General features: G+C 69.4%; 11 protein-coding genes and 2 pseudogenes. 7 read left to right on the forward strand and 6 right to left on the reverse strand.

Features of this window, described 5'->3' with window-relative positions; translation table 11 throughout:
* Positions 1–29: 29 nt before the first annotated feature.
* On the forward strand, positions 30–944 hold the full coding sequence (locus FB157_RS42625) for a universal stress protein (protein ID WP_145886560.1): 915 nt from the start codon (positions 30–32) through the stop codon (positions 942–944).
* Positions 945–1,040: 96 nt separating this feature from the next.
* Here the strand turns inward: FB157_RS42625 and FB157_RS42630 are convergent, their stop codons facing one another.
* From FB157_RS42630 to FB157_RS42640, 3 genes are all read right to left on the reverse strand, one after another.
* The gene (locus FB157_RS42630; protein WP_145886562.1) at positions 1,041–1,505 is read right to left on the reverse strand and encodes a pyridoxamine 5'-phosphate oxidase family protein; all 465 of its coding nucleotides are present in this window, start codon (positions 1,503–1,505) and stop codon (positions 1,041–1,043) included.
* Between the two features lie 214 nt (positions 1,506–1,719).
* A complete protein-coding gene (gene adhE / locus FB157_RS42635; protein ID WP_145886564.1) occupies positions 1,720–4,407 on the reverse strand; it encodes a bifunctional acetaldehyde-CoA/alcohol dehydrogenase in 2,688 nt (895 codons plus the stop codon).
* A 269-nt stretch (positions 4,408–4,676) separates the two neighbouring features.
* Positions 4,677–5,075 carry a hypothetical protein gene (locus FB157_RS42640; RefSeq protein WP_145886566.1) on the reverse strand — a complete coding sequence of 133 codons (399 nt, stop codon included), beginning with the start codon at positions 5,073–5,075 and terminating at the stop codon, positions 4,677–4,679.
* A gap of 332 nt (positions 5,076–5,407) precedes the next feature.
* Between FB157_RS42640 and FB157_RS42645 the strand changes: the two genes are divergently transcribed.
* Positions 5,408–6,100, forward strand: coding sequence for a response regulator transcription factor (locus FB157_RS42645; RefSeq protein WP_145886568.1), 693 nt, complete (start codon positions 5,408–5,410; stop codon positions 6,098–6,100).
* Between the two features lie 181 nt (positions 6,101–6,281).
* Here FB157_RS42645 and FB157_RS42650 read toward each other — a convergent pair.
* Both FB157_RS42650 and FB157_RS49080 read right to left on the reverse strand, forming a co-directional pair.
* Positions 6,282–7,023, reverse strand: a pseudogene (locus tag FB157_RS42650) (CBS domain-containing protein).
* 27 nt (positions 7,024–7,050) lie between these two features.
* A pseudogene (locus FB157_RS49080) lies at positions 7,051–7,504 on the reverse strand (cyclic nucleotide-binding domain-containing protein).
* A gap of 555 nt (positions 7,505–8,059) precedes the next feature.
* On the opposite strand from FB157_RS49080, the gene FB157_RS42660 reads away from it, so the two are divergent.
* Genes FB157_RS42660 through FB157_RS42675 form a run of 4 tightly spaced genes read left to right on the forward strand, consistent with a single transcriptional unit; the run spans position 8,060 to position 12,741 of the window.
* Positions 8,060–9,550: an APC family permease gene (locus tag FB157_RS42660; RefSeq protein WP_145886570.1), complete on the forward strand. Its 1,491-nt coding sequence runs from the start codon at positions 8,060–8,062 to the stop codon at positions 9,548–9,550.
* A gap of 29 nt (positions 9,551–9,579) precedes the next feature.
* The gene (locus tag FB157_RS42665; RefSeq protein ID WP_145886572.1) at positions 9,580–10,794 is read left to right on the forward strand and encodes an arginine deiminase; all 1,215 of its coding nucleotides are present in this window, start codon (positions 9,580–9,582) and stop codon (positions 10,792–10,794) included.
* An 18-nt stretch (positions 10,795–10,812) separates the two neighbouring features.
* Positions 10,813–11,814 carry an ornithine carbamoyltransferase gene (gene argF, locus FB157_RS42670; protein ID WP_145886574.1) on the forward strand — a complete coding sequence of 334 codons (1,002 nt, stop codon included), beginning with the start codon at positions 10,813–10,815 and terminating at the stop codon, positions 11,812–11,814.
* Positions 11,815–11,817: 3 nt separating this feature from the next.
* Positions 11,818–12,741 (forward strand): carbamate kinase, encoded by a 924-nt coding sequence (locus FB157_RS42675; protein WP_145886576.1) that lies wholly within the window; start codon positions 11,818–11,820, stop codon positions 12,739–12,741.
* A gap of 49 nt (positions 12,742–12,790) precedes the next feature.
* On the opposite strand, the gene FB157_RS42680 is transcribed toward FB157_RS42675, so the two are convergent.
* Positions 12,791–14,503: a SulP family inorganic anion transporter gene (locus FB157_RS42680; RefSeq protein ID WP_145886578.1), complete on the reverse strand. Its 1,713-nt coding sequence runs from the start codon at positions 14,501–14,503 to the stop codon at positions 12,791–12,793.
* A gap of 232 nt (positions 14,504–14,735) precedes the next feature.
* Here FB157_RS42680 and FB157_RS42685 point away from each other — a divergent pair, with 232 nt between their 5' ends.
* Positions 14,736–15,368, forward strand: a complete 633-nt coding sequence (locus tag FB157_RS42685; RefSeq protein WP_145886580.1) for a hypothetical protein — start codon at positions 14,736–14,738, stop codon at positions 15,366–15,368.
* The last annotated feature ends 70 nt before the right edge of the window (positions 15,369–15,438 follow it).

Raw genomic sequence — 15,438 nt, forward strand, 5'->3', positions numbered from 1 at the left:
CTGAGTTCGTGACTTTGAAGGAGGCCGAGATGCCCCGCACCATCACCGCAGGCTTGGACGGATCCCCGGAGAGCCTGACTGCCGCCGACTGGGCAGCCAGGGAAGCCCTGCTCCGGGACCTCCCGCTGCACTTGGTCCACGCCCTTGGGCGGCAGCAGCCCTACGCGCCCCTGGGTGGGGCATCCCAGGGGTCCCTGAGTCCGGACGAGCAGATGCGCCAGGCGGACCACATGCTTCGTAAGGCCGAAGCGACGATCGCGCGGCGCCACCCGGGCCTGCGGATCACCACCGACCGTCTTACCGAAGAACCCGTCACGGCCTTGCTTGGTGCGGCTCAAGCAGCCGACCTATTGGTGCTGGGCTCTCGAGGCCTGGGCGGTGTAGCCGGATTCCTGGTCGGGTCCGTCGCCCAGGCGGTCGTGGCGGGCAGCCGGCGGCCTGTCGTCCTCGTGTGGGGTGGCCTGCGTTCCGAGGACGAACACCAGCTTGGCGCCGTTGGTTCCGGGGCCATGGCGTTCCGGGACGTAGTCTTGGGCCTCAACTGCGCGGCTCCGAACGACACCGTGATCGGATTCGCCTTCGAAGCAGCCTTGCAGCGCGCCACGAGGTTGCGTGTCGTCCACGGTCGGAGCCCGGAACTGTCCTACTACGACAACGGCGGCGACCTAAACGCCGAACTGCACGACGAACTCACCGGCGAGATGCACCGTGCCCTGTCCGAGGCGCTGGAGCCCTGGCGGGACAAGTTTCCGGGCGTCGACGTGACAGAGCAGGCCGTGATCGGCAAGGCCGGCTCGCACCTCGTGGAGGCCTCGCGCGACGCGTCCCTCGTCGTGATCGGTCGCCGCCTGCGCCGGACGCCGATCGGCACGGTGATCGGGCCGGTCGCCCACGCGGTGCTGCACCACGCCACCGCACCGGTCGCGGTGGTCCCCCACGATTGACAGGTTGCCGGGCGAGCCAGAGCCCGTATCCCACTGAAGGCGGCGTGAGAACGCTCCAGTTCTCACGCCGCCTTCAGTCGGAACCGAACACCGCGATCAGGCGGGATCGTGTTCCTGGTCCGCGGTGAGTCGGACCCCGGTGATCAGGTCGGGTCGGATGCGTACGGCGTAGTCCATGGTCTCGTTCACCCAGGGGGTGAGCAGTTCCTGGTAGCGGGCCAGCTCATGCGAGTCGGTCACCAGTCGGGCGTAGCCGGTGACCACGACGCTCCAGCCGAGGTGGGTGTCGGGGTCTATGCAGTCGGCCTCATACGCCACCACGACGCCTTGGCCGTCGGCCTGCCCGGCGCGTGCGGTCAGAGCTGCGCCCTCGTAGGTGCGGATGACGATGTCGCCGTTGTCAAGGACGTGGTTGACCGGGCGGACGGTCGGCAGTGCCTGGCGGGTGAAGACGATCCTGCCGAAGGAGACGCTGCCCAGTAGCCGCAGGGCTTCGGCGCTGTCCAGCTCTATGCTCCGGCGCGGCCCGGTCGGGACAGTCTGCGTGGTGTCAGGGGTCATGGGGTGGCTTCCGTGCGGTTTCGTTGCTCACTGCTGTGTGTCTTCGGCCGGCGTGACCAGGCAGATACGTGGTCTGTCACTGTGGCGACGGGCGGTGCGCCGGTAGGGCATGTGCGACGTCCCTTCGAGGCCTGCGCGGCTGCCTGTCCGCGGCGCACCAGGTCGGGCGCCGCGGGCAGGTTCGATCAGGTCATTGGAACGGCCTGAGGGCTCTTCACGCCAGGGCCGTTCGGCCCTTGTCCGTGTCCGGCCGCCGAGGTTCGTCGCCGTAGTAGGCCATGCGCATGATCTCCTGCATGTCGTCGAGCATCGGCATGCGTGGGTTGGCGGGCGCGCACTGGTCTTCGTACGCGTTCAAGGCCTGTCGGGGCAGGGCGTCGAGGAAGGCGCGCTCGTCGACGCCCAGGGCCTGGAAGGACGGCTCGATGCCCACGGCATCGCGTAGCCGCTCCACCGCGCGGGCCAGCGACTCCACGCCCTCCTGCGCGGTGGCCGCCGGCAGGCTGAGGGCGCGGGCGATGTCCTGGAAGCGTTCGGGAGCGCGGTAGCTCTCGTACTTGGGCCAGCCCGTGAGCTTCGCCGGAACAGTCCCGTTGTAGCGGATGACGTGCGGCAGCAGGACCGCGTTGGTGCGGCCGTGGGCGATGTGGAAGGTGGCACCGAGGGTGTGCGACATGGCGTGGACTATGCCGAGGAAGGCGTTGCCGAAAGCCATGCCCGCGATCGTGCCGGCGTTGTGCATCCTCTCCCGCGCGTCGGGACGGCCGGTGCGGTCGTTGACCGCGGCTTCGATGTTGTCGAAGATCAGGCGGATCGCGTGCAGGGCCAGGCCGTCGGTGAAGTCGTTGGCGTAGACGGACACGTACGCCTCTATGGCGTGGGTGAGGGCGTCGAAGCCGCTGTCGGCCGCCAGCGCCGGAGGCAGGTCCGCAGTGAGCAGTGGGTCGACGATGGCCACGCTCGGGGTGAGTGCGTAGTCGGCGAGCGGGTACTTCTTGCCGCTCGCGGGGTCGGAGATGACCGCGAAGGGGGTGACCTCCGCGCCGGTGCCGGAGGTGGTGGGTACGCAAACGAGGCGGGCACGGGTGCCGAGGACCGGGAAGCGGAAGGCGCGCTTGCGGATGTCGGAGAACTTCTGCCGCATGTCGGCGAAGTCGATGTCCGGGTGCTCATACAGGAGCCACATCACCTTCGCGGCGTCCATAGGGGAGCCGCCGCCGAGCGCGATGATGGTGTCCGGGCGGAAGTCCCGCATGAGCTGGGCGCCGCGCTGGACGGAGTCGATGCTCGGCTCGGGTTCGACGTTGTCGATGATCTGGAGGGTGACGGGTTCGTGACGGCGTTGCAGGACGCGGCTGACGCGGTCGACGAAGCCGAGGCGGGTCATGGTGGCGTCCGTGACGACCGTGACGCGGTGGACGTCCGGCATGGAGGACAGGTAGCGCAGGGACTGCGGCTCGAAGTAAATCTTCGGCGGCACTTTGAACCACTGCAGGTTGTTGCGGCGCGCGCTGACCCGCTTGATGTTCAGCAGCTGGACGGCGGAGACGTTGTTGGACACCGAGGTGTGCCCCCACGAGCCGCAGCCCAGGGTGAGCGACGGCAGCATGCTGTTGTAGATGCCGCCGATGGCCCCCTGTGAGGACGGGGCGTTGACGATGATCCGTACGGTTTTCATGCGCTGGCCGTACTCCTCCGCGAGGTCGGGGTCCTCGGTGTGGATGACCGCGGTGTGGCCCTGGCCGTGGAAGGCGACCATGTCGGCGGCGAGGTCGAAGCCCTGCTGTTCGGAGTCGGCGCGCAGCACCGCGAGCACCGGGCACAGCTTCTCGCGGGTCAGCGGCTCGTCGAGGCCCACCCGTTCGGCCTCGACCAGGATCAGTGAGGTGTCGCCCGGGACGGTGAAGCCTGCCTGCTCGGCGATCCAGGCCGGACTCTGACCGACGGCTTCGGCGTTGACCTTGGGCTCGCAGCCCGTGCTGGTGCGGTCGGTCGGGAACAGGAAGGCTTCCAGCTTCGCCTTCTCCTCGGCGGTCGCCAGGTGAGCGTGCAGGGTGTGGAATTCGGCCAGTGCGGCGTCGTAGATCTCGTCGTCCAGGATGACGGCCTGTTCGGAGGCGCAGATCATGCCGTTGTCGAACGACTTGGACAGCACCAGGTCGTTGACGGCCCGGCGCAGCTTCGCGCTCTTGTGCACGTAGGCCGGCACGTTGCCCGCGCCGACGCCCAGGGCGGGCTTGCCCGCCGAGTAGGCAGCCCGGACCATGGCGTTGCCGCCGGTGGCGAGGATCAGCGAGACGCCCGGGTGGCGCATCAGGATGCCGGTCGCCTCCACCGATGGCGTCTCGATCCACTGCACGCAGTGCTCCGGTGCGCCAGCGGCGACGGCCGCGTCCCGTACGATCCGGGCAGCCGCGGTACTGCACCGCTGGGCCGAGGGGTGGAAGGCGAACACGATCGGATTGCGCGTCTTCAGAGCCATCAGGGCCTTGAAGACGGTGGTGGAGGTCGGGTTGGTGACCGGTGTGATCGCGCAGACCACGCCGACCGGCTCGGCCACCTCGATCATGTCCTCGATGTCGTCACGGGAGATAACGCCGACGGTCTTCATCGGGCCCATGCTGTGCGTGACGTGCTCGCAGGCGAACATGTTCTTGGCCGCCTTGTCCTCGAAGACACCGCGCCCTGTCTCCTCCACGGCGAGGCGGGCCAGAGCGGTGTGCTGGTCCAGGGCGGCGACCGAGGCCTTCTTGACGATGTGGTCGACCTCCTCCTGGGTGAGGGCGTCGTAGTCGGCGAGCGCCTTGAGTCCGTTCGTGACCAGCTGGTCCACGGCGATGGTGATGTCGGGCGGCGCGTCGGCAGCTGCTGTTGCCTGGATTCCGGCCTGATGACGGGTCATTGGGGGAGCGCCTCCGTTGACGAGAGCCGTCGGCGTCGGCCGACGGTGTGCGGACCGGAGCGGCACCGCGGGGGATTCGGTGCCGCTCACGCCTCCACCCTCGTCGCGCCTGATCCCGACTCCCAGGTGCCGATGGTCCCTTCCGGGGGCTGACCGGCACTGGTCGGGCGAGGCCTGGTGACCCGTCCGGGCAGCTCCCTCGCCGAACGCAGGAACCACACGTACGCGAAGGAGGGCGACCGCGCCGCAGCGGAGGCTCACGAAGGGCTTTACTCCCGGCCGCTGTCGGTGGGGCCGCCGCGCCACGGAGGCGGAGTGGCCGACCTGCGGGCCTCCTCCTTGCGGTGCAGGACCCGGTTCATCTGGGTGCGCAGCCGGTCCTGCAGCCGGTCCGCCAGTTCGTGTCCCGTGGCCTCCTGGGCATGCACGACCACGAGGGTGTTCCCCACGACGAGCTCGGCCCCGGCGGACCAGGGCCGCTCGGCGTGATGTGCCACCGCCCTGGTGACCCTCACCGCACCGCTCACCGCTGGAATGCCGGGCCGGCCGAGGACCGCGTCGACCTTCTCCCGGAGGTATGTGACGGCTTCCTCGTCCACATCGCCCTCCACGCGCACCTCCACGGCGGCGGCGCAGGTGACCTGGGTGCTGGTGTCCTTGGCAGTCATGTGCTCCGCTCCTTCTGATCGTTTCGCAGCGGCTCCAGACTTCTGCGGGCACCGGTCCTGGCCCAGGGCTGTCGGGTCCGAGTAGTGGGGCCATTGGACCTTCACTCTTAGGGTGGCTGGCGAGTTCGCGGTGCGAATGCCAGGTTCATCACAGTTGGCCGTTTCGCACCCTGGTGGCAGCGGTGTCTCACGGCCGAGGGACACTATGTACGGAGAACAGGGCCGACCGGCCCTGGTCCTTCGGCCCCGTGCGAGAAAAGATCTCGACACTGAGGGCCGATTCCGTCAACGAGCGGACATCGGTACGCAACGCGGAACCAGGGAGCAGTTTGATGGCGGACAGTGAGCAGCCCGGCGCCGATAACCCGATCCGGGTCTTCCTGATGGACGACCACGAGGTGGTGCGGCGCGGCGTGCGCGACCTGCTGAACGACGAGCCGGACATCGAGGTGATCGGTGAGGCCGGCACGGCGGAGCAGGCACTGGTGCGGGTACCGGCGTTGCGCCCGCAGGTGGCAGTGCTGGACGTCCGTCTCCCCGACGGCGACGGCGTGACCGTGTGCCGGGAGCTACGCTCCCGCATGCCGGAGCTGTCCTGCCTCATGCTGACCTCCTTCGACGACGAGGAGGCACTGCTCGACTCGATCATGGCGGGCGCGTCCGGTTACGTTCTGAAGCAGATCCAGGGCTCCGACCTGGTGTCCGCCGTGCGCACCGTGGCCGGCGGCCAGTCCCTGCTGGACGCCAGTGCGACCACCAGGCTGATGGCCCGGCTGCGTGGCGGCCAGCAGGAGGAGGAGCAGCCCGACGGACTGCAAGGTCTGACCGAGCGGGAGCGGGAGATCCTGGCTCTGATCGGTGAGGGGCTGACCAACCGCCAGATCGGCCAGCGGCTGTACCTGGCCGAGAAGACGGTGAAGAACCACATCTCCCGTCTGCTGGCCAAGCTCGGCGTCGAGCGCCGTATCCAGGCTGCCGTCATCGCCACCCAGGTCCAGGACCGACAGCGGCAGGAAGGGCACTGAATCCCGGAACCGGCGCGGACCAGAATGAATCGCCGGGCAACGTGCTCAGCGCCCGGCTCGTAACCTCCTCCACCACCAGGGACCACTCCGTCCCTGGCCAGTGAGACGGACATGGTGGGCGCCGTGGTGGAGGGTCGGACCGGCCCGGCGAGGATCCCGCTGTTCTGCAAGAAGTTGCCGGTCAGGCCCGAGACAGGTTTTCGCCGCCGTTCGCGGGGGCGGCCATTGGCTCCGCAGGGCCTTCGGAGCGCATCAGCTCGAACTCCACGTCGACCACGCCCTCGACGGCCCGGACCAGACGCGCGGCCATGGGGACCAGGGATGTGTCCCGGGCATGGCCGGTGAGCGTCACGACACCGTTCCGTACATCCACCCGCACAGCCGACACCGGAGCAGCGAAGAGATATGCCACGACCTCCCGCCGCACCTCCTCGGCGATCTCATCGTCGTCCCGCAGGAACACCTTCAGCAGGTCGGCGCGGCTGACGATGCCTTGCAGCATGCCCACGTGGTCGACGACGGGCAGCCGCTTGACCTTGGCGTGCGCCATGCCGCCCGCGCTGACCCTCGCGGCCCCCGTGGCCGCGGCTCCGTGCGGCCTGGGCCAGGGTCGCGTCCGCGCGGACGGTGAGGGCGGGGGAGGTCATGAGGCCCTCGGCGGTGAGGCCGCCCGCCTTGGCCAGGTCGTCGAGACGGCGCAGCTGTGTGGCCCGGTCGGGGTCGCTGTCGCGGAACTCCTCCTTGGGCAGCAGGTCGGCCTCGGAGACGACGCCGACCACGCGGCCCTCGCCCTCGAGGACGGCCAGGGCGCTGACCTTCCAGTCCTGCATGAACTGCACGATCTCTTTGAAGGCGGCCCGTCGGCCGACGGCGGCGACCGTGTGGGAGATGGCGTCACTGACGATGCGTGGGGTGCTGTACACCGGGACGCCTTCGTCAGGCCGGGCCGCTCACACGGCGCTTCCGGCGCCGTATGGGGCGTAGAGGTCCAGCAGCCGGCTCCTGGTAGTACGGAGGCGGTGGGCCAGCACGTCGCCAACCCACTGAGTGACGGCACGTCCGAGTGCTGGGTCGTCCTGGCAGAGGGAACGGACGGCCGTGGCGTCGAACTCGTAGGCCCGCACCTGGGTCGCCGCTGTGGCGCCATATGCCACACGTGCGGCACGAACAGCCAGGACAGGCCGACGAGTTCGTTGTGACCGAGGGTCTCGCTGATCGCGTGGCGCCGGCCGGGTACGTGTGTGTCGAGCTCGATGGAGCCGGTGCGGTGATCCAGAACCGGTCCGCATGCGCACCTTCGTTGAAGATGCGCGTCCCCTGCGGGAAGGTCACTTCCCGGGCAAGACGCATGAGCCGTTGCCGGTGCTGGGTGGGCAGCGCGCGCAGCATGCTCGGGGTATTCATGGCCGGCCTCCCGGACGGGGTACACGAACTGGTACCTCCAGCGTGTGGCGCCGACTCCAGTCGAGGGAGGGGCCATCGGGCGTCCGGAGCGGGGCCATCCGGCCTCAGAGCAGATGGCAGTGAAGACGGCCGCCGCCCCCGTGTCGGCGAGGGCGGCGGCCGCGGCGCGAGGACCGTGCCTCCCCAACACGAAACTCGCGCGGAAGCCCTCGCGGCTCATGGGGTGTGCGAGCCCCATCTCGAACGAGCCGTAAGGACATGGCACTCTCGGCCGGTTGACATCGCATTGCGAGCCAGGCCGTAGCTCCTGCCCTCGATGGTCCAGTTCGCAACGGTGCTGACGATGGGGCTGGCCGGGCCATGCCGTGGACCGAACGACCCATGTCCTGTGACCAGGAGCACCGGGAAACGGAAGAGTTGGGCTGGCCAGACCCACGGCAGCGGGACCATCGGGGTCGCGCATGGGCCGTGTGGCCGCTGACCGTGCGCGGCTGAGGGGCACAAAGATCAGCTGCGGATCCACTCACCCACACCGGTCCGTAAGGAGCCTCAGCCATGCCCAGAACCACAGGAGACGGAAAGGGGACGGCGCCTACAGCGGCGCTCGGCCTTCCCGCCGCCTCCGCGCTCGTCATCGGCAGCATCATCGGAACCGGAGTGTTCGCGCTACCCTCCGCCCTTGCCCCGTACGGGCCCATCTCCCTCGTCGCTTTCATCGCCGTCACCCTCGGCGCGCTCGCGCTGGCGCTGACCTTCGGGGCGCTGTCCAAGCGCGTTCCGGCGAGCGGTGGGCCGTACGTCTACGCCCGCGAGGCCTTCGGGGAGTTCGCCGGGTTCCTCAACGCATGGTCGTACTGGATCACGGCCTGGGCCGGCAACGCGGCCATCGTCGTGGCGTGGGTCGGCTACGTCGAGGTGTTCGTGAACACCGGGCACGACAAGTGGGCGTCGGTGCTTCTCGCGCTGGTCGGGCTGTGGATTCCCGCCGCGATCAACCTCACCGGCATCCGCAACATGGGCGCCTTCCAGGTGATCACGACCGTGCTGAAGTTCGTTCCCCTGATCTTCATGGCCACCGTCGGGCTGTTGTTCATCGACGCCCGCAACTTCGGCCCGTTCAACGCCAGCGGCCAGTCGGCGCTGGGCGCGATCTCGGCCGCGGGCGCCATCGCCCTGTTCAGCTACCTGGGCCTGGAAGCAGCCTCCGTCGTCGCCGGACGCGTGCGCGAGCCGGGGCGCAACGTTCCCCGCGCCACCGTCTACGGCACGCTCATCTGCGCCGTCATCTACATCCTGGGCACCCTCGCCGTCTTCGGCACCGTCGCACACGGCAAGCTGGGCGGCTCGACCGCACCGTTCACCGACGCCGCGAACAACATCTTCGGCGGCAGCTGGGCCGGAGACATTGTCGCCGTGGCCGCGATCATCTCCGGCATCGGCGCTCTGAACGGTTGGACCATGCTGTGCGCGGAGATGCCGTACGCGGCCACCCGCGACGGTCTCTTCCCGCAGGCCTTCGCCCGGCTGCGCGGCGAGGGTGGCGTCCCGGCCTTCGGCATCGTCGCTTCCACGGTGCTGGCCTCACTGATCACCGTGTTCAGCTACACGCGCTTCGACGACGTCTTCACCAAGATCGTGTTGCTCAGCGTGCTGACGGCCGTCATCCCGTACCTCTTCTCCGCCGCCGCCCAGCTGTACTGGCTGCTGGTCCGCGGCCGGGACAGCCTCAGCCCCCGCAGGCTCGCCCGTGACATCACCGTCGCCGCGCTCGCCCTCGCCTTCTCGTACTGGTCGATCCAGGGAAGCGGCTACCAGACCGTCTACTACGGCCTGTTCGTGCTGCTGCTCGGCGTCCCCGTCTACGTCTGGCTGAAGCGGGGACAGGACGCCTTCGGCGAGGCCACGGCGCCGAGGACCGCGGCGACCGTGGACCGGTCGGAACGCGCACCCGAGACGCCCCCGTCGGCCCAGCGGCTCTCCCGAGGGCTCCGGACCAGCCGCACCAGCGGAGCCCGGAAGCGCAACGACTTCCGCCACCACGACTGACCGCCCCCAAGCACAGAGGAACTTCCGCGATGAACACCTTCCACGTCGACTCGGAGACCGGCCGCCTGCGCCAGGTGATCCTGCACCGCCCCGGCCTCGAACTCTCCCGCCTCACCCCGCGCAACGTCGACGCCCTGCTCTTCGACGACATCCTGTGGGCCAAGAGGGCCCGCGAGGAGCACGACGCCTTCGCGCAGGTCCTGCGCGACCACGGCGCCCGCGTCCACTACTTCGCCGACCTGCTCGCCCAGACCCTGGACGTCCCCGAGGCGCGGGACTGGCTGCTGGACCGGGTCGTCACTCCCGGCACCGTGGGCCCGGCCCTCATCGACCCGGTACGCGAACTCTGTTCCGAACTCGACGGCGAGACTCTCGCCGGCTATCTGATCGGCGGGCTCCTCAAGAGCGATCTGCCGCTCGCCACCCCGCACAGCCTGGTGTGGAACACGCTCGGGCCCGACGACTTCGCCCTCGCCCCACTGCCCAACCACCTCTTCCCGCGGGACAACTCCTGCTGGGTGTACGACCAGGTGTCGGTCAACCCGATGGCCAAGTCCGCCCGGCGACGCGAGAGCCTGCATGCCGAGGCCATCTACCGGTTCCACCCGATGTTCGCCGGCGTCGCGCCCGCACCGCTGCTCGACGGACCCGTCGGCACCCTCGAAGGCGGGGACGTTCACGTCCTCGGCAACGGCACCGTCATGGTCGGGATGGGGGAGCGCACCACGGCCCAGGCCGTGGAGAATCTGGCCGCCCGGCTCTTCGCGGCCGGTACGGCGAGCAGGCTGATCGCCGTCCAGCTGCCCGCAGCCCGCGCGTACATGCACCTGGACACCGTGCTGACCATGGTCGACCGCGACGCCTTCGTCATCTACCCGGGCCTCGCCGACTCCCTGCGCTCCTGGACGCTGCGGCCCAGCTCCGAGCGCGAGACCGGTTTCGACGTCACCGCGAACTCCGATCTCGCGACCGCGCTCGCCGAGGCCCTCGACCTGGACAAGGTGCGGATGCTCTCGGCTCCCCAGGACATCCGCAACGCCGAGCGCGAGCAGTGGGACGACGGCAGCAACTTCCTCGCCGTCGCACCCGGTGTGGTCGTCGGCTACGAGCGCAACGTCACCACCAACACCTACCTGCGCAAGCAGGGCATCGAGATCGTCACGATCGCCGGTGCCGAACTCGGCCGCGGCCGGGGCGGCCCGCGCTGCATGAGCTGCCCCATCGAGCGCGACCCGCTCGCCTGACCCCGTAAGGACACCACCATGACCGTCGACCTGCGAGGCCGCTCCTACCTGAGCGAACTCGACTTCACCGCCCCCGAGATCCACCACCTCCTCGATCTCGCCCAGGACCTCAAGGCGGCCAAGCGAGCCGGCACCGAACAGCCACAGCTGTCCGGCAAGCACATCGCCCTGATCTTCGAGAAGACCTCCACCCGCACCCGCTGCGCCTTCGAGGTCGCCGCCGCCGACCAGGGCGCCCGCACCACCTACCTCGGCCCCGGCGACACCCACGTCGGTCATAAGGAGTCCATCGCCGACACCGCCCGCGTCCTCGGCCGCATGTTCGACGGCGTAGAGTACCGGGGCTCCGCCCAGTCGATCGTCACCGACCTCGCCGCCCACGCCGGCGTCCCCGTCTACAACGGCCTGACCGACACCGCCCACCCCACCCAGAGCCTGTGCGACATGCTGACCATGCGCGAGCACAGCACCAAGCCGCTCACGGATGTCAGCTACTGCTACCTGGGCGACGCCCGCAACAACATGGGCAACTCGCTGCTGTCGATGGGCGCATTGCTCGGCATGGACGTGCGCATCGCCGCGCCGCAGGCGCTGTGGCCGGAATCCGCTCTGGTCGACACATGCCGTGAAGTGGCCAGCCGTCGCGGGGCGCGCATCACCCTCACCGAGGACGTTGAGACCGCCGTACACGGCGCCGACTTCCTGCACACGGACGTCTGGGTCTCCATGGGCGAACCGGCCGACACCTGGCGCGAGCGGATCGAACTGCTGCTTCCATACCAGGTCAACGACAAGACGCTCGCCCTCACCGGCAACCCGGACGTGAAGTTCATGCACTGTCTGCCCTCCCTCCACGACCACCGCACCCGGCTCGGTCAGGAAATGTTCGAGACCTACGGCCTGAACGGCCTCGAAGTCACCGACGAGGTCTTCTCCTCGCCCGCCTCGATCGTCTTCGACCAGGCCGAGAACCGGCTGCACACCATCAAGGCCGTACTCGTCGCCACCCTGGAGGACTGAACCATGCGCATCGTCGTCGCACTCGGCGGCAACGCCCTGCTGCACCGCGGCGAACGCCCCGATGCCGCCATCCAGCAGGCCAACATCGACCGGGCCGCCACCGCCCTGGCAGCCCTGGCCCACGAGCACGAACTGGTCATCACCCACGGCAACGGCCCGCAGATCGGGCTGCTCGCCATGGAGAGCGAGGCCGACCCAGCGCTCAGTGCCCCCTACCCGCTGGACCTGCTCGGCGCCCAGACGGAGGGCATGATCGGTTCCCTGCTCACCCGTGCCATGCACGATGCTCTGCCCGGACACCGGATCGCCGCCCTTGTCACGCACACCCTCGTGCGGACCGACGATCCCGCCTTCGAACAGCCCACGAAGTTCGTCGGCCAGGTGTACTCCCGCCAGCTGGCCGAGAAGCTGGCCCGCAAGCGGGGCTGGCACATCGCCCGGGACACCACCGGTTGGCGGCGCGTCGTCGCCTCACCCGCACCCGAACGCATTCTGGAGACCGACACCATCCACGAACTCCTGAACAGCGGCACCCTGGTGATCTGCGCGGGCGGAGGCGGGGTCCCCGTCACCGCCGACCGCGACACCGGCGCACTCACCGGGGTGGAGGCCGTTATTGACAAGGACCTCACCGCGGCCCTGCTCGCCGAGGACCTCAAGGCTGATTTCCTGCTCATCCTCACCGACGTTCCCTACGTCTACGAGGGCTACGGGACGCCCGACCAGCACCCGCTGCTCGACGCCACCCCCCGCGACCTGCGGCACGGTGGTTTCCCGGCCGGCTCCATGGGCCCCAAGACCGAGGCGGCTGCCCGGTTCGTCGAGCACACCGGCGGCCTGGCCGCGATCGGCGCGCTGGACGCGGCGTACGAGATCGTCCACGCCAGGTCGGGCACGCTGATCCGGCCGGACCTCACGGTCGGGTGACAGAGAGGATGGCCGGTCCCGCTCCGTGTCGCGCGTCCAGGAACGGTTCCTATCGCTCGCCGTTCCACTCGCGGTAGGCGGCCACCGCGGTGGGCAGCGTGGGGAAGATGAGGTCCGTGCCCACGGTGTCCGCCAGGCCGTACGCCTTCAGGTCGCCCAGCAGGTCCTGCTTGACCCGGGCCAAGGCGAACACGACGCCCCGGTGAACCAGTTCGCGGCGCAGCTCGTCCACCGCGTCGAGGGCCGTGATGTCGACCTCGACGTTCGCCTCGGTGTTCAGGACGAACCAGCGGACGGGCACGGTCTGTCGGTCTACGGCGGCCAGGGCGCGGCGCCGGAAGTCCTCCGCGTTGGCGAAGAACAGCGGAGAGTCGTAGCGGTAGACCAGCAGGCCCGAGATCGTGCGAGCCTGCGGATAGTCATCGATGTCGTGCATGCCCGCCAACCCGGGCACCAGCCCCTCGACCGCGTCGTGCGGTCGCGCCACCCGCGTCAGCAGTTCGGCCACCGACAGGCCGACCGCCACGATCACCCCGTACAGGATGTCGAGAGCGAGCACGCCGGCCAGGCAGCCGAGGGCAAGGAGTAGTTCGCGGCGACGGAACGACGCCAGTCGGCGAAACCCGGCCAGGTCGATCATGCGGACGGCCGCGTATACGACGAGCGCCCCCAGCACCGCCGAAGGCGTCCGGCTCAGCAGGGGGCTCAAGAACAGCAGAACGGCGAGGACCACCGCTCCGGCCACGAGCGAGTAGCCCTGGCTGCGGGCTCCCGTCGAGGCGGCAAGCGCGGTGCGACTGGCGCTGCTGCTGACCGGAAAGCCGTGCAGGGCACCCGCACCGAGGTTGGCCGCTCCGAGCGCCAGGAACTCCTGGTTGGCGTCCAGGCCGGGTTCGCCGTCGGTGGGCCCGGTGAAGGCGCGCGCGGTGAGGATGAAGTCGGTGTATGCAACGATCAGGACGCCCAGTGCGGGCAGTACGAGGTGCGGAAGCTCGCCCAGGGCCGGCAGCGCGAGCGAGGGCAGCCCCGACGGCACCTCGCCGATCACCTTGATGCCGTACCGGTGGTCGAGGCCGAAGACGGTGACGACTGCCGTGCCGAGGACCACCGCGAACAGCGGTCCCGGCAGCGCCGGCACGTACCGCTTCGCCGCGAACAGGAACACCAGCGCGACCGCCGAGAAGACGACCGTCTTCGCATCGACGCCCGACAGGTGCCTGGCGAAGGACCACAGTTGGGCGAAGAACTCGGTACCGGTGGTCCGTATGCCGGTGAGCCTGGGCAGCTGGTCCACCATCATGATCAACGCCACCCCGGCCAGATAGCCGAGCAACACTGGGCGGGAGAGCAGGTCCGCAAGGAAGCCGAATCGCACCACCCGCGCGACCAGGCACAGCAGGCCGACCGTAACCGCGAGGGCCGCGGCCAGCGATGCGTAACGCCCCACGTCCCCGCCGGCGAGCGGGCCCACCACGGTGGCCGTCATCAGAGCGGTCGTCGACTCGGGCCCCACCGACAACAGCCGGGAGGAACCGAACAACGCATACAACGCGAGGGCGGGCAGGATCGCCCACAGCCCGGCGACCGGTGGCAGCCCGGCAACACCCGCGTACGCCATGACCTGTGGCACGAGGTACGCCGCCACCGTCACGCCGGCCAGCAGGTCGCCTCTCAGCCACGAGTGCTGGTAACCGAGCAGGGCGTCGAGGCCAGGTGCCAGCCGGCGCCACCACGAAGACCGTCCGCCCGCGTCCCCAGCCATATGCCACCCCTCTCTCCCTGGGCCCAGCATCCATGGCTGAGCGATCAACCGCGACACTCGCCCGGTGTCCAACCTGCCCGGTTCGCCACCTGCCGCCCAACGGGCCCGGCATGCAGGGACGTTCAGCCCAACGGATGGAGACCTTCGGCATCCGGCGTGACGTCAGGCATCGGACGAGAGTGAGACACGTCAAGGAGAAGACGATTCATACATCCCCGAAGGGATCACCATCATGGCCGTGCACGAAGCCCCTCACCGGAGCCCGGGCTTCCACCTGTCGGCCGCCTTCCGCTGGCACCGGACCGGCTCCGGCTCCAAGTTGGCTGTGTCGGCACGTCTCGGCACGCACACCGCGCAGGCTTACGCACTCGCGTCCCTGCGCATCCCGACCGGGTTCGTCTTCCTGTGGGCGTTCCTGGACAAGACGTTCGGCCTGGGTTACGCGACCGTGTCCGGCAAGGGCTGGATCGACGGCGGGTCGCCGACGAAGCGCTTCCTCAGCTCCGTCGCCGCGGGGCCGATGGAGTCGACGTTCCACTCGTGGGCCGGCGACACGTGGGCGGACTGGCTGTTCATGCTGGGTCTGCTCGGTATCGGCCTGGCTGTGATGGCCGGTGTGGCGCTGTGGCCGGCGGCGATGGCGGGCACGGCGATGATGGCGCTGATGTGGATGGCCGAGTGGCCGCCGGCCAGGCACCTGGCGAACGGCTCTCCGAGCATGTCGACGAATCCGTTCGCCGACTACCACGTGATCTACGCTGTCGCGCTCATCGCCGTGGCGGCAGTGGGCGCGGGCGCGACCTGGGGCCTGGGCCGGCTGTGGGCACGGCTGCCGATCGTCCGTGACCACACCTGGCTGCGCTGACCCGCACGCGAGGGGACGGACCTCGCCCCGGCCCGTCCCGCCGACCCGCTCCCGGGGCCCATGGTCCCCG

The organism is Streptomyces sp. BK340 (genome assembly GCF_007827595.1).
Classification (GTDB): domain Bacteria; phylum Actinomycetota; class Actinomycetes; order Streptomycetales; family Streptomycetaceae; genus Streptomyces.

What these genes read in the sequence shown, in the direction of transcription:
- FB157_RS42625 (WP_145886560.1), top strand. Translation starts at nt 30, where the DNA reads ATGCCCCGCACCATCACCGCAGGCTTGGACGGATCCCCGGAGAGCCTG.
- FB157_RS42630 (WP_145886562.1), bottom strand. Translation starts at nt 1,505, where the DNA reads ATGACCCCTGACACCACGCAGACTGTCCCGACCGGGCCGCGCCGGAGC.
- adhE (WP_145886564.1), bottom strand. Translation starts at nt 4,407, where the DNA reads ATGACCCGTCATCAGGCCGGAATCCAGGCAACAGCAGCTGCCGACGCG.
- FB157_RS42640 (WP_145886566.1), bottom strand. Translation starts at nt 5,075, where the DNA reads ATGACTGCCAAGGACACCAGCACCCAGGTCACCTGCGCCGCCGCCGTG.
- FB157_RS42645 (WP_145886568.1), top strand. Translation starts at nt 5,408, where the DNA reads ATGGCGGACAGTGAGCAGCCCGGCGCCGATAACCCGATCCGGGTCTTC.
- FB157_RS42660 (WP_145886570.1), top strand. Translation starts at nt 8,060, where the DNA reads ATGCCCAGAACCACAGGAGACGGAAAGGGGACGGCGCCTACAGCGGCG.
- FB157_RS42665 (WP_145886572.1), top strand. Translation starts at nt 9,580, where the DNA reads ATGAACACCTTCCACGTCGACTCGGAGACCGGCCGCCTGCGCCAGGTG.
- argF (WP_145886574.1), top strand. Translation starts at nt 10,813, where the DNA reads ATGACCGTCGACCTGCGAGGCCGCTCCTACCTGAGCGAACTCGACTTC.
- FB157_RS42675 (WP_145886576.1), top strand. Translation starts at nt 11,818, where the DNA reads ATGCGCATCGTCGTCGCACTCGGCGGCAACGCCCTGCTGCACCGCGGC.
- FB157_RS42680 (WP_145886578.1), bottom strand. Translation starts at nt 14,503, where the DNA reads ATGGCTGGGGACGCGGGCGGACGGTCTTCGTGGTGGCGCCGGCTGGCA.
- FB157_RS42685 (WP_145886580.1), top strand. Translation starts at nt 14,736, where the DNA reads ATGGCCGTGCACGAAGCCCCTCACCGGAGCCCGGGCTTCCACCTGTCG.